This window comes from uncultured Microbacterium sp. (assembly GCF_947632095.1).
GTDB lineage: Bacteria > Actinomycetota > Actinomycetes > Actinomycetales > Microbacteriaceae > Microbacterium.
On the sequence record NZ_CANROA010000025.1, the window covers coordinates 22,200 to 34,682 of the forward strand.

Below are 12,483 nucleotides of genomic sequence, written 5' to 3' on the forward strand. Positions count from 1 at the left end.
TCCGATCTCCGATCTCCGATCTCCGAGCGCGGGAAGCGGCTACGCGACCAGTCCGTACACCGCGAGGTCGTGACGCTCGTCGCCCACCGGCAGGGCGCTGCGGAGGGTTCCCTCGCGCTCGAAGCCGAGGCGTTCGGCGAGGCGGATGCTGCGGGCGTTGTGCGCTGCGGTGCGGATCTCGACACGGGCGATGCCGTCGGAGAGCATGTCGTCGATGAGCGTGCGGCAGGCCCTCTGCGCGATGCCCTGCCCCTCGGCTGCGGCGTCGAGCCAGTATCCGATGCTGCCCGTCCCGGTGTAGCGGTCTATGCGCGCGGAAACCGCTCCGAGGGGACGCCCGTTGCGCATGACGACGGTGGGGATGGCGGTCTTGTCGATGTACTCCTGCAGTTGCATCCGGTCCCAGGTCTCGTCGGGCCCTGAGGGGTCGAAGGCATGCGCCCACGGTTCCCAGAGCTTGAGCCGGTCGAGGTTCGCCGCGGCGAGTGCGTGCACCGTGTGCGCGAGGACAGGTGTTCTCAGCGCGAGGGTGAGGCCGTCCCCGAGGTCGCGTTCGAAGACCATCAGCGGTGGTAGCCGTGCAGGTCGTGCTGGACGCCGTTGATCCAGACGTCGTCGCCGCCGTCGGGGTCGGGAAGTCGGATCGTGCGGGTGAACGCCTCGTCGACGATGGATGCCGCGATCCCGGCTCCCCGCAGTGATGCGGCGAGCGCGTCGAGGTCTCCGCGGGCTTCGAAGGACAGTCCGATTCTCGGCTCTCCCATGTGCAGGCCGATGACTCCCCCGTCGCAGAGCATCTCGGCCCATCCGCCGCTATCGGCCTGGATACCGGTGCGGAACCCGAGGGCTTCGAGGATCGCCCGCGGTTCGGTCAGGTCTTGTTGGAACCACAGGGGCTGCACGGCGATTCGGCCGACCCCGCGCTGGGCTGCACCGTCGGAGACGGAGATCGAGATGCCTGATGCCGCGTGGACGACGATCATCTCTCCGATGCCGTCCATCGTGAGCGTCTCGGTGTCGAAGGCGTCAAGAGCGGATGCCGCGGCATCCAGATCGGCGACGATGAGGTGGATGTCGACATCGCCGGCGGCGTGCTCCGGCGTGACGGGGTGGATGGCGAGCACACCGTCGCCGTGGAACTCGGCCCATTCGGCATCCGGTTCGACGGGGGCGACCAAGCCGAGGGCATCAGCGAGACGCCACCAGCTTCTGGGCTCGCCGGTGTACAGGATCTGCTGCACGACGGTCATGTTCATTTCTCCAGGTGGTGACGCAGAGCACTCTCGACGAGTGCGGACAGGCTCGTGCCCTCATCGATCGCGCGGTGCTTGACGGCGCGGACGAGATCCGGTGGCAGGTAGACGTTGAACTGCACCTTCTTGTCCGCGGCATCCGATGCTTGCATGCTAGCAATCTAACATGCCACGTTCTCCGGGGCGCCCGGGTAGACTGGCCCGACATCCCACACTCAGGCACGCTCACACAGTGCCGCATACATCGCGCAAGGAGACCTCCATGTCAGCAATCCCCGACAAGCCCGCACTCGAAGGTCTCGAAGCCAAGTGGGACGGCGTCTGGAGCGAGCACGGCACGTACCTGTTCGACCGGATCCGCGCCGCTGAGCTCGGCCGTGCCGGCGTCTACTCGATCGACACGCCCCCGCCCACAGCATCCGGCTCCCTCCACATCGGTCACGTGTTCTCGTACACGCACACCGACGTCAAGGCCCGCTACGAGCGCATGCGCGGCAAGAACGTCTTCTACCCGATCGGGTGGGACGACAACGGCCTGCCCACCGAGCGGCGCGTGCAGAACTTCTACGGCGTGCGCGTCGACCCGGCCCTCCCCTACGACGCCGACTTCGTCCCCCCGTTCGAGGGCAACGCGAAGAGCCTGAAGGCCGCGGACCAGCAGCCCATCAGCCGCCGCAACTTCATCGAGCTGTGCGAGCGTCTCACCGTCGAGGACGAGAAGCAGTTCGAGGACGTCTTCCGCCAGCTCGGCCTCAGCGTCGATTGGACCCAGACCTACCGCACCATCTCCGACGAGTCGATGCGCCAGAGCCAGCTCGGCTTCGTCCGCAACCACGAGCGCGGCGAGGCCTACCAGGCCCTCGCCCCCACCCTGTGGGACGTCGACTTCCGCTCCGCCATCGCGCAGGCCGAGCTCGAGGACCGTGAGCAGCAGGCCGCGTACCACCGCCTCGCCTTCCACAAGACCGACGGCTCCGGCGACATCCTCATCGAGACGACCCGCCCCGAGCTCCTCCCCGCCTGCGTCGCCCTCGTCGCCCACCCCGACGACGAGCGCTACCAGCCCTACTTCGGCTCGACCGTGCGCTCGCCGCTGTTCGACGTCGAGGTCCCGGTGCTCGCCCACCACCTCGCCCAGCAGGACAAGGGCTCCGGAATCGCGATGGTCTGCACCTTCGGCGACGTGACCGACATGGTCTGGTGGCGCGAGCTCGACCTGCCCAACCGCACGATCCTCGGCCTCGACGGCCGGGTGATGGCCGAGGCCCCCGAGGCGATCGTGTCGGAGACCGGCAAGGCCGCCTACGCCGAGCTCGCCGGCAAGACCGTCTTCAGCGCCAAGAAGCGCATCGCCGAGCTGCTCGAGGAGTCCGGCGAGCTGCTGGAGGTCTCCAAGCCCTTCAACCACGCCGTGAAGTACTTCGAGAAGGGCGACCGCCCGCTCGAGATCGTCTCGACCCGCCAGTGGTACATCCGCAACGGCGCCCGCGACGCCGAACTGCGCGAGCAGCTCATCGCCCACGGCAAGCAGCTGCAGTGGCACCCCGACTTCATGCGCGTCCGCTACGAGAACTGGGTCGGCGGTCTCACCGGCGACTGGCTCGTCTCGCGTCAGCGCTTCTTCGGCGTGCCGATCCCCGTCTGGTACGGCCTCGACGAGAACGGCGAGCGCGATTACGACCGCGTCATCGTCGCCTCCCCCGAGCAGCTTCCCGTCGACCCGACGATCGACGTCCCCGCCGGGTACACGGCCGAGCAGCGCGGACAGGCCGGCGGCTTCGAGGCCGAGGTCGACATCCTCGACACCTGGGCGACGTCTTCTCTGACGCCGCAGCTGGCCGGCGGCTGGCAGCGCGATGAGGAGCTGTGGAACCTCGTCGCCCCGTTCGATGTGCGCCCGCAGGGCCAGGACATCATCCGCACCTGGCTGTTCTCGACCATGCTGCGCTCGACCCTCGAGGATGCGCGCTCGCCGTGGAAGCACACGTCGATCTCCGGCTTCATCGTCGACCCCGACCGCAAGAAGATGTCGAAGTCGAAGGGCAATGTCGTCACCCCGGCCGACATTCTCGACAAGCACGGTTCGGATGCTGTGCGCTACTGGGCGGCCTCCAGCCGCCTCGGCGTCGACGCCGCATTCGACCCGCAGAACCCGACGCAGATGAAGATCGGCCGCCGCCTGGCGATCAAGATCCTCAATGCTGCGAAGTTCGTTCTCTCGTTCCCCGTTCCGGAGAACGCAGAAGTCACCCACGCGCTGGACGCCTCGATGCTCGCGGCGCTCGACACGGTCGTCGCCGATGCGACCGCCGCTTTCGACGCTTTCGACCACGCACGGGCACTGGAGATCACCGAGTCGTTCTTCTGGACGTTCTGCGACGACTACCTCGAGCTCGTCAAGGAGCGCGCCTACGACCAGACCGACGTCGGACAGCCCTCCGCCGCCCTGGCTCTGCGCATCGCCCTGTCGACGCTGCTGCGCCTTCTGGCCCCGGTCGTCTCCTTCGCCACGGAAGAGGCGTGGAGCTGGTTCGAAGAGGGCTCCGTGCACACTGCCGCATGGCCGACCGCGGGAGACCTCGCCGGTGGCGACGCCTCGGTGCTCACCGCCGCCAGCGCAGCCCTCATCGGCATCCGCCGGGCGAAGACCGAGGCCAAGGCCTCGCAGAAGACGCCTGTCGCTCGCGCCGTGATCGCCGCTCCGGCTGACGCGATCGAGGCTCTCCGCGCTGCGGCCGGCGACCTCAGCGCCGTCGGCCGCATCGCCGAGCTCGAGATCGTGACCGGCGACGAGCTCGCCGTCACCGAGATCGAACTCGCCGAGGTCGAGGAGGGCTGATGCAGCTCGGTACGCGTTGGGCCGCGGGAACGGATGCTCCGGCATCCGTCCCCGCGGCCCTGCGCCCGGCGATCTCTGAGGTCGAGGCGCGGGGCATGTCGGGGTATTGGACCCTCACGTGGCTGGAGGGCCGCCCCATAGCCGAGCTCGACGCCGGTTGGGAAGTCTTCCAAGACGCCTCAGGCGAGATCATCGCCCGCGAGTTCGAGGACTGATCCTCTCACCGCCGTAGGCTCAGATCATGACCGATGCTGTGAACCCGCTGCTCGCGCCGTCTGAGCTGCCGTACGCCCTTCCGGACTATGCGGCGATCGAGCCCGAACACTACCTCCCGGCTTTCCAGGAGGCGTTCACCCGTCATCTCGCCGAGATCCAGGCGATCACCCGGGTGCGCTCGATGCCGACCTTCGAGAACACGATGATCCCGCTCGAGCAGTCCGGCGCCCTGCTCGAATCGGTCGCCCACACCTTTTACACGGTGAGCTCCGCGGATGCCACGGCAGAGATCCAGGCCATCGATGAGGAGCTCGCTCCTCTCATGGCCGCTCATGACGATGCGATTCGTCTGGACGCGCAGCTGTACTGGCGGGTGAAGACCCTGCATGACCAGCTCGATGCCCTCGGTCTCGATCCCGAGAGCCGTTATCTTGTAGAACGGCATTTCCGTGAGATGACGCATGCCGGCGCCGCACTGGATGCTGAAGCGAAGGAGTCCCTGACAGCTCTGAATCAGCGCCTGTCAGCCCTGACCACGACGTTCGAGAAGAACCTCCTCGCCGACACGAACGATCTCGCGGTGCTCTTCGAGACCGCGGAGGAGCTCGACGGGCTCGGGTCGGGTGAGCTGTCCGCCGCGGCCCGCGCCGCGCGCGACCGCGGGCACGAGTCGGGATACCTGATCACCCTCCCCCTGTTCACGGGGCATCCGTATCTCGCCTCGCTGACCGTTCGCGAAAGCCGTCGGCGCATCTTGGAGGCCTCCCGGGCGCGCGGCGCCCGCGACGGCGCCAACGACAATCGCCCCGTGCTCACCGAGATCGTCGCGCTGCGCGCCGAGAGGGCGGCCCTGCTGGGCTATGAATCGCACGCGGCCTACATCACGGCTGATGAGACCGCGGGCACACCGGAGGCCGTCGCCGATCTGCTGCGCCGACTCGCCCCGGCCGCCGCAGCGAACGCACGCGCCGAGCAGCGGGCGTTGCAGGCGATCATCGACAAGACCGAGACCGAGCCCTTCCCTCTCGAAGCGCACGACTGGGCCTTCTACACCGAGAAGGTCCGTGCTGCCGAGTACGACATCGACACGGCCGCGCTGCGCCCCTGGTTCGAGGCCGAGCGCGTTCTTCGCGACGGAGTCTTCGCGGCCGCGACGAAGCTGTACGGTGTGACCTTCACCGAGCGCGAGGACCTCCTCGCCTATCACCCGGGCGCCCGCGTCTTCGAAGTATTCAATCCCGACAGCTCAGCATTGGGCCTCTTCATCCTCGATCTGTACACCCGTGATTCCAAGCGCGGCGGGGCATGGATGAACCCGATCGTCAGTCAGTCCGCCCTGCGCGGGACCGCGCCGGTCGTCGTCAACAACCTCAACGTCGCGCGTCCCGGCGACGGCGAACCGACACTGCTCACGCTGGACGAGGTAACCACCCTCTTCCACGAGTTCGGTCATGCCCTGCACGGGCTGTTCGCCACCGTGAACTACCCCCACTTCGCCGGCACCAATGTCTTCCGCGACTTCGTCGAGTTCCCCAGCCAGGTCAACGAGATGTGGATCCTGTGGCCCGAGGTCCTCGACGAGTACGCACGGCACCAAGAAACCGGCGAATCGCTGGATGTGGCGACCCTCGACCGGCTGCGCTCGACGGCGACCTTCAACCAGGGGCATGCGACGAGCGAATACCTGGCGGCCGCCTGGCTCGATCAGGCGTGGCATCGCGTGACTGCGGCTCCAGATGACGTCGCGGCGTTCGAGGCGTCGGCGCTCGCCGAGATCGGACTCGACAACCCCGCGGTTCCGCCCCGCTACGCATCGACGTACTTCGCGCACGTGTTCTCCGGCGGATACAGCGCCGGGTACTACTCGTACATCTGGAGCGAAGTGCTCGATGCGGACACCGTGGAATGGTTCCGTGAGAACGGCGGCCTCACGCGGGAGAACGGTGACCGCTTCCGTGCCCGATTGCTCGGTGTCGGCGGTTCGAAGGATCCGCTCCAGGCCTACCGAGACTTCCGCGGGCGCGATGCGCGCATCGCCCCACTACTTGCCCGGCGCGGACTCGGCTGAGCGGGCTCAAGCCGTCTGCCACACGCTCAGCGGAATCGTTCCGCCAACGCCTCCAGGGCCAGGTCCTCGACGGTGCGGCCGGTCGCTGCGGCTTCAGCGCGCAGTCGATCCGCGAGGTCCCCGGGCACGTCCAGAGACAGAGGTGACGGCCCGCCCTCAGCAATCGGCTCACCCGCTTTCAGAATGAGCCCCACGACCGGGAGTACGACGGCACCGAGCACCGCAAGGATCATGATCACCGCGAACAGCCGCCAATAGCCATCTGCGGGATACCCCGGGATGTCGCCATCTGTCGCTGCCGGAAGCACCAGCATCAGCGTGGAGATGCCGATCAGAACGAGTTCTATCGGCAACAGCACCCGTACGGCGCTGTGTCGACGTCTCGCCAGCAGCAGGAGAAGGGAAGCGACCGCGGTGGCGACGCCAACGATCGCCGTCACGAGAATGATGCGCAGCATCCATGAGGGGATTCCCGTATCGATCCAGATCGCGATGACCGAGAGCACCGCTGCGACCGTGGCAACGCCCGCACCCGTCCATCCGATCCCTCCGACCTCACGGTCGACGATCGCCAAATCTGCGAGGACCAGGATGCTGAACGCTCCCACGACTGCGGTTGTGGACATCACACGCCAGCTGATGTCGGCCCAGTCGCCCGTGAGGATCATCGCGATCCCGAGCAGTGCTGCCGCTGAGAGCGAGACGATCGCTGTGATGATCGCCGCCCGGCGCAATCCGCGCACCCGGCTCCCCGAAGACGTCTCTGTCATCGGAGTCTCCTTTCATCAGGCGCTCTTGCGTTTGCGCTCCATCACCACCGTGGGGGCGGCACCCTCTTCCACAGACGCACGGGTGACAACGACCTTCTTCACGTCATCGGCGGAAGGGATCTCGAACATGATCGGCCCGAGTACGTCTTCGAGAATGGCGCGCAGACCGCGTGCTCCCGTCTTGCGCTCGACCGCGAGGTCAGCGATAGAGCGCAGCGCATCGTCGTCGAACTCGAGTTCGACGCCGTCGAGCTCGAACATGCGCTGATACTGCTTGACCAGCGCGTTGCGCGGCCCCGTGAGGATGTCGATCAGGGCGTCCTGGTCGAGCGGGGTGACGGATGCCACGACCGGCAGCCGGCCGATGAACTCCGGGATCAGACCGAACTTGTGCAGGTCTTCGGGAAGAACCTCACTGAACAGATCGAGGTCCTTCGACTTGTCATGCAGCGGGGCGCCGAAACCGACCCCGTGCTTTCCGACGCGGGCCGAAACGATCTCTTCCAGGCCGGCGAATGCACCGGCGACGATGAAGAGCACGTTGGTGGTGTCGATCTGCAGGAACTCCTGGTGCGGATGCTTGCGCCCGCCCTGCGGAGGCACCGAGGCGACCGTTCCCTCGAGGATCTTCAGCAGCGCCTGCTGAACGCCCTCGCCGGAGACGTCGCGGGTGATCGAGGGGTTCTCGGCCTTACGCGCGATCTTGTCGATCTCATCGATGTATATGATGCCCTGCTCGGCGCGCTTGACGTCGTAGTCGGCGGCCTGGATGAGCTTGAGGAGAATGTTCTCCACGTCTTCGCCGACATAGCCGGCCTCGGTCAGCGCTGTGGCGTCGGCGACCGCGAACGGCACGTTCAGCCGCTTGGCGAGAGTCTGCGCCAGGTAAGTCTTGCCGCAGCCGGTCGGACCGATCATCAGGATGTTGCTCTTGGCGATCTCGACGTCTTCGGCCTTCTGCTCGGCCAGCTGAAGCGTTCCATGTGCGCGAACGCGCTTGTAGTGGTTGTAGACGGCGACCGAGAGCGAACGCTTGGCCTGCTCCTGGCCGACAACGTACTCCTCGAGGAAGGCGTAGATCTCACGCGGCTTCGGCAGCTCGAAATCCGCCGTTCCCTCGGCGGACGACTCCGCCATGCGCTCTTCGATGATCTCGTTGCACAACTCGACGCACTCGTCGCAGATGTAGACGCCGGGTCCAGCGATCAGCTGCTGCACCTGCTTCTGGCTCTTTCCGCAGAAAGAGCACTTGAACAGGTCAGCGCTTTCACCGATTCGGGCCATGCGCATCCTCCTTGAAGAGTCTGAGAGACTGCTTCGAGCCTAACCGAGGCCGCGGACACTGCGCCGCATTGCGCGGTCGTGACACGCTGCCCGGCGCTCAGTAATCGCCAGCCGGCTCGGCATCCTCGACGATCGATCGCGTGCTCGAGACGCCCAGTCGCGTGGCACCGGCCGCGATCATCTGCTCCGCGGTCTCGCGCGTGCGGATTCCGCCAGAGGCCTTGACTTCGAGCCGGTCACCGACGGTCTGCTTCATGAGCTCGACGGCGTGCACGCTCGCACCGCCCGCGGGGTGGAATCCGGTCGACGTCTTCACGAAGTCGGCGCCGGCGGCCTCGGCCGCGCGGCTGACGGCGACGATCGCCTCGTCGCTCAGCGCTGCGGACTCGATGATCACCTTGAGGATGGTCGGCGCGGGCGCCGCTTCACGCACAGCCCGGATGTCATCCTCGACGCGCGAGTACTCCCCTGCAACAGCCGCTCCGATGTCGATCACCATGTCGAGCTCGTCAGCGCCCTGCTCGACTGCGAGCTTCGCCTCAGCGGCCTTGATCGCCGAGTGGTGCTTTCCGCTGGGGAACCCGATGACGACGGCGAGCTTGAGAGCGTCAGGAACCTCGACGGGCAGAACAGACGGCGACAGGCACACGCTGTAAGCCCCCAGCGACGCGGCTTCGGCGATCGTCGCCCGCACGTCTTCCTGCGTGGCCTCGGGCTTGAGGAGCGTGTGGTCGGCGTAACGGGCGAGGTTCTGGGTCATGGCTGTTCTTCCTGGGATGTGCGGGATGCGGGATCGCGGGGCGCCGGTGGATGCCGACGCCCCGCGAGGTGTTCAGGCGCGCTTGCGCGTGGTGAGCACCTGATCGACGAGACCGTACTCGAGTGCCTCGGCGGCCGAGAGGATCTTGTCGCGATCGATGTCCTTGTTGATCTGCTCGACCGGCCGGCCGGTGTGCTTCGACATGGTCTCCTCGAGCCAGGTGCGCATGCGGAGGATCTCCGCAGCCTGGATCTCGATGTCCGATGCCTGGCCGTGGCCGGACTCGCCGACCGCGGGCTGGTGGATCAGCACACGCGCGTTCGGCAGCGCCAGACGCTTGCCGGGGGCGCCGGCCGCGAGCAGCACGGAGGCCGCGGACGCCGCCTGGCCGAGCACGACGGTCTGGATCTGCGGCGCGACGTACTGCATGGTGTCGTAGATCGCCGTCATAGCCGTGAACGAGCCACCGGGCGAGTTGATATACATGGTGATGTCTCGCTCTGCATCCTGGCTCTCCAGAACCAATAGCTGCGCCATTACGTCATCGGCGGATGCGTCATCGACCTGCACGCCGAGGAAGATCACACGGTCTTCGAACAGCTTGTTGTACGGGTCCTGACGCTTGAGGCCGTAAGCCGTGCGCTCTTCGAACTGGGGCAGGATGTAGCGACTGGAAGGCATGTTGCCGGCAGCGCGGAAGGTGGGTGTGTACATTCGAGGGCTCTCGCTTTCCGCTTACTTGCTGTCCTGGTCGGTGCCGCCGCCGCCGATGACGTCGGTGGCGGACTCGCGGATGTGGTCGACGAAGCCGTAGTCGAGAGCCTCTTCCGCCGTGAACCAGCGGTCGCGGTCGCCGTCCTCGTTGATCTGCTCGACGGACTTGCCCGTCTGCGCAGCAGTGATCTGGGCGAGACGGTTCTTCATCGAGACGATGAGCTGAGCCTGCGTCTGGATGTCGCTGGACGTTCCGCCGAATCCGCCGTGCGGCTGGTGCAGCAGCACGCGCGCGTTCGGGGTGATGTAGCGCTTGCCCTTGGTTCCTGCCGTGAGCAGAAGCTGCCCCATGGAGGCCGCCATGCCGATGCCGACCGTGACGATGTCGTTCGGAACAAACTGCATCGTGTCGTAGATCGCCATGCCTGCGGTGATAGAACCACCGGGCGAGTTGATGTAGAGGTAGATGTCCTTCTCAGAGTCCTCTGCGGCGAGAAGAAGAATCTTCGCGCAGATCTCATTGGCGTTCTCGTCACGCACCTCTGACCCCAGCCAGATGATGCGGTCCTTCAGCAGTCTGTCGAAGACGCTGGTCGCGACAAGCGGTTCAGCCATTTCACGCTCCTGTTTCCGTGTTCGGTGATTCGAATCTACCGGCGAGCACGCGGCGCCTCGGCCGTGTTCGCCGTCGGCATATCGAATGCCGCATATGCAAGAAGGCGGATGCCGAAGCATCCGCCTTCTTGATCAGTATCGCTGGGCGATCACTCAGCCGAGTCGGCTGCCTTCTTGGCCGGGGCCTTCTTCGCAGCGGGCTTCTTCGCGGCCGGCTTCTCGTCAGCATCCGCCTTCTTGGCAGGAGCCTTCTTCGCGGCGGGCTTCTCGTCGGCATCCGCCTTCTTGGCGGCGGCCTTCTTCGCCGGAGCCTTCTTCGCGGGCTTCTCCTCGGCCGGGGCCTCGGCCTCGTCGTCCTCGACGGCGAGCAGGCTCGACAGATCGACGGCCGCACCCTTCGAGTCGACGACGTTGACCTTGCCCAGGGCGATGGCCAGAGCCTTGTTGCGGGCGACCTCGCCGACGAGGGCGGGGAGCTGGTTGGAGGACTGCAGCGCCTGGACGAACTCCTGCGGGGCCATGCCGTACTGCGCAGCCGACTGGATGAGGTACTGCGAGAGCTCCTCCTGCGACACCTGGACATCGGCCTGCTCGGCGATCGTGTCGAGGAGCACCTGCGTGCGGAACTGCTTCTCGCTCGCCTCGGTCACCTCGGCGCGGTGCTCGTCGTCCTCGAGGCGGTTCTCGCCCTCGAGGTGGTTGTGCACCTCGTCCTCGATCAGCTGCGGCGGGACGGGGATCTCGATCTTCTCGAGCAGCGTCTCGATGAGCTGGTCGCGTGCGGCCGAGCCCTGGGCGAAGACGCCCTGCTCGTTGACGCGCTCGGTCAGGCTGGCGCGCAGCTCGGCGATCGTGTCGAACTCGCTGGCGATCTGCGCGAAGTCGTCGTCGGCCTCGGGGAGCTCGCGCTCCTTGACGCCCTTGACGCTGACCGCGACCTCTGCCTCGGAACCGGCGTGGTCGCCACCGACGAGCTTCGAGCGGAACGTGGTGTCCTCACCGGCGGTGAGCGACTCGACGGCGTCGTCGATGCCCTCGAGCAGCTCGCCCGAGCCGAGCTCGTAGGAGACGCCCTCGGCGCGGTCGATCTCTGCGCCGTCGATGGTCGCGACGAGGTCCAGCTCGACGAAGTCGCCCTTCGCAGCCGGACGGTCGACGGGGATCAGCGTGCCGAAGCGAGCGCGGAGCTTGTCGAGCTCGGCGTCGACAGCAGCTTCGTCGACCTCGAGCGCGTCGACCGTCAGCGTGACGGTGTCGAACGCCGGGATCTCGATCTCGGGGCGCACGTCGACCTCGACGTCGACGATCAGGTCGCCGGAGAAGTCCTTCTCGTTGGGCCACTGCGTGATGTCAGCAGCCGGACGGCCGACGATACGGATCTTCTGCTCAGCGGCGGCCTCGCGGAAGAACTTGTCGAGGCCCTCGTTGACGGCGTGCTCGATGACGGCGCCGCGACCCATGCGCTGGTCGATGATGGGAGCCGGAACCTTGCCCTTGCGGAAACCGGGGATCTGGACGTCCTGAGCGATGTGCTCGTAGGCGTGCTCGATGCTCGGCTTGAGGTCTTCCGGGGTGACCGTGATGGTGAGCTTGACCCGGGTCGGGGTCAGCTTCTCAACGGTGCTGTTCGCCATGCTTCTATGTTCTCCTTTGGGTTTCCGCGCTCCGGCGCGGCCTGAGGTCTGAGGGCCCTGGTCGGGGCGACAGGATTTGAACCTGCGACTTCCCGCTCCCAAAGCGGGCGCTCTACCAAGCTGAGCTACGCCCCGTTATACCCCGCGCACGGGAACGGCCTCAACGAGTCTAACGGACGAGAGCACTCCGAATGTCCGGTATGATCATTGAGTCCGGTTTTCATCGGGCACGTTTCCTGGCTCAGGCTTAGGATTCGGGGCTGTAGCTTAGTGGTAAAGCCTCTGTCTTCCAAACAGATGATGCGAGTTCGATTCTCGTCAGCCCCTCCA

At 66.3% G+C, this 12,483-nt stretch carries 12 protein-coding genes and 2 tRNA genes; 4 read left to right on the forward strand and 10 right to left on the reverse strand.

Features of this window, described 5'->3' with window-relative positions; genetic code table 11:
- Positions 1–39: 39 nt before the first annotated feature.
- Genes Q0Z66_RS08055 through Q0Z66_RS08065 form a run of 3 tightly spaced genes read right to left on the reverse strand, consistent with a single transcriptional unit; the run spans position 40 to position 1,405 of the window.
- Positions 40–564 carry a GNAT family protein gene (locus Q0Z66_RS08055; protein WP_298039983.1) on the reverse strand — a complete coding sequence of 175 codons (525 nt, stop codon included), beginning with the start codon at positions 562–564 and terminating at the stop codon, positions 40–42.
- Positions 564–1,250: a hypothetical protein gene (locus Q0Z66_RS08060; RefSeq protein WP_298039987.1), complete on the reverse strand. Its 687-nt coding sequence runs from the start codon at positions 1,248–1,250 to the stop codon at positions 564–566. Before Q0Z66_RS08060 ends, Q0Z66_RS08055 begins: the two co-directional genes overlap by 1 nt.
- Before the next feature lie 2 nt (positions 1,251–1,252).
- Complete coding sequence (locus Q0Z66_RS08065) at positions 1,253–1,405, reverse strand: CopG family transcriptional regulator (RefSeq protein WP_298039989.1); 153 nt, start codon at positions 1,403–1,405, stop codon at positions 1,253–1,255.
- A gap of 110 nt (positions 1,406–1,515) precedes the next feature.
- On the opposite strand from Q0Z66_RS08065, the gene valS reads away from it, so the two are divergent.
- The 3 genes from valS to Q0Z66_RS08080 are packed head-to-tail and all read left to right on the forward strand — an operon-like array spanning position 1,516 to position 6,376.
- Positions 1,516–4,092, forward strand: coding sequence for a valine--tRNA ligase (valS, locus tag Q0Z66_RS08070; protein ID WP_298039992.1), 2,577 nt, complete (start codon positions 1,516–1,518; stop codon positions 4,090–4,092).
- Positions 4,092–4,307, forward strand: a complete 216-nt coding sequence (locus Q0Z66_RS08075; protein WP_298039994.1) for a hypothetical protein — start codon at positions 4,092–4,094, stop codon at positions 4,305–4,307. Before valS ends, Q0Z66_RS08075 begins: the two co-directional genes overlap by 1 nt.
- A 26-nt stretch (positions 4,308–4,333) precedes the next feature.
- Positions 4,334–6,376 carry a M3 family metallopeptidase gene (locus Q0Z66_RS08080; protein ID WP_298039996.1) on the forward strand — a complete coding sequence of 681 codons (2,043 nt, stop codon included), beginning with the start codon at positions 4,334–4,336 and terminating at the stop codon, positions 6,374–6,376.
- A 26-nt stretch (positions 6,377–6,402) separates the two neighbouring features.
- Here Q0Z66_RS08080 and Q0Z66_RS08085 read toward each other — a convergent pair whose 3' ends face one another.
- The 7 genes from Q0Z66_RS08085 to Q0Z66_RS08115 form a co-directional block, all read right to left on the reverse strand.
- Complete coding sequence (locus Q0Z66_RS08085) at positions 6,403–7,146, reverse strand: hypothetical protein (RefSeq protein WP_298039998.1); 744 nt, start codon at positions 7,144–7,146, stop codon at positions 6,403–6,405.
- A 15-nt stretch (positions 7,147–7,161) separates the two neighbouring features.
- Positions 7,162–8,430, reverse strand: coding sequence for an ATP-dependent Clp protease ATP-binding subunit ClpX (gene clpX, locus Q0Z66_RS08090; RefSeq protein WP_298040000.1), 1,269 nt, complete (start codon positions 8,428–8,430; stop codon positions 7,162–7,164).
- 97 nt (positions 8,431–8,527) lie between these two features.
- Complete coding sequence (gene deoC / locus Q0Z66_RS08095; RefSeq protein ID WP_298040001.1) at positions 8,528–9,190, reverse strand: deoxyribose-phosphate aldolase; 663 nt, start codon at positions 9,188–9,190, stop codon at positions 8,528–8,530.
- Positions 9,191–9,262: 72 nt separating this feature from the next.
- Entirely contained in the window at positions 9,263–9,904 is a 642-nt protein-coding gene (locus tag Q0Z66_RS08100; RefSeq protein ID WP_298040003.1) for an ATP-dependent Clp protease proteolytic subunit, read from the reverse strand.
- Positions 9,905–9,925: 21 nt separating this feature from the next.
- Entirely contained in the window at positions 9,926–10,639 is a 714-nt protein-coding gene (locus Q0Z66_RS08105) for an ATP-dependent Clp protease proteolytic subunit (RefSeq protein WP_298040005.1), read from the reverse strand.
- Positions 10,640–10,668: 29 nt separating this feature from the next.
- Positions 10,669–12,153 (reverse strand): trigger factor, encoded by a 1,485-nt coding sequence (gene tig, locus Q0Z66_RS08110; protein WP_298040006.1) that lies wholly within the window; start codon positions 12,151–12,153, stop codon positions 10,669–10,671.
- A 58-nt stretch (positions 12,154–12,211) separates the two neighbouring features.
- A tRNA-Pro gene (locus Q0Z66_RS08115) sits at positions 12,212–12,288 on the reverse strand.
- Positions 12,289–12,409: 121 nt separating this feature from the next.
- On the opposite strand from Q0Z66_RS08115, the gene Q0Z66_RS08120 reads away from it, so the two are divergent.
- A tRNA-Gly gene (locus Q0Z66_RS08120) sits at positions 12,410–12,483 on the forward strand.

Coding starts and splice junctions, on each gene's coding strand:
- clpX (WP_298040000.1), bottom strand. CDS start 8,430: ATGGCCCGAATCGGTGAAAGCGCTGACCTGTTCAAGTGCTCTTTCTGC.
- Q0Z66_RS08085 (WP_298039998.1), bottom strand. CDS start 7,146: ATGACAGAGACGTCTTCGGGGAGCCGGGTGCGCGGATTGCGCCGGGCG.
- Q0Z66_RS08065 (WP_298039989.1), bottom strand. CDS start 1,405: ATGCAAGCATCGGATGCCGCGGACAAGAAGGTGCAGTTCAACGTCTAC.
- Q0Z66_RS08105 (WP_298040005.1), bottom strand. CDS start 10,639: ATGCTTCGGCATCCGCCTTCTTGCATATGCGGCATTCGATATGCCGAC.
- Q0Z66_RS08100 (WP_298040003.1), bottom strand. CDS start 9,904: ATGTACACACCCACCTTCCGCGCTGCCGGCAACATGCCTTCCAGTCGC.
- Q0Z66_RS08080 (WP_298039996.1), top strand. CDS start 4,334: ATGACCGATGCTGTGAACCCGCTGCTCGCGCCGTCTGAGCTGCCGTAC.
- Q0Z66_RS08060 (WP_298039987.1), bottom strand. CDS start 1,250: ATGACCGTCGTGCAGCAGATCCTGTACACCGGCGAGCCCAGAAGCTGG.
- valS (WP_298039992.1), top strand. CDS start 1,516: ATGTCAGCAATCCCCGACAAGCCCGCACTCGAAGGTCTCGAAGCCAAG.
- Q0Z66_RS08055 (WP_298039983.1), bottom strand. CDS start 564: ATGGTCTTCGAACGCGACCTCGGGGACGGCCTCACCCTCGCGCTGAGA.
- Q0Z66_RS08075 (WP_298039994.1), top strand. CDS start 4,092: ATGCAGCTCGGTACGCGTTGGGCCGCGGGAACGGATGCTCCGGCATCC.
- tig (WP_298040006.1), bottom strand. CDS start 12,153: ATGGCGAACAGCACCGTTGAGAAGCTGACCCCGACCCGGGTCAAGCTC.
- deoC (WP_298040001.1), bottom strand. CDS start 9,190: ATGACCCAGAACCTCGCCCGTTACGCCGACCACACGCTCCTCAAGCCC.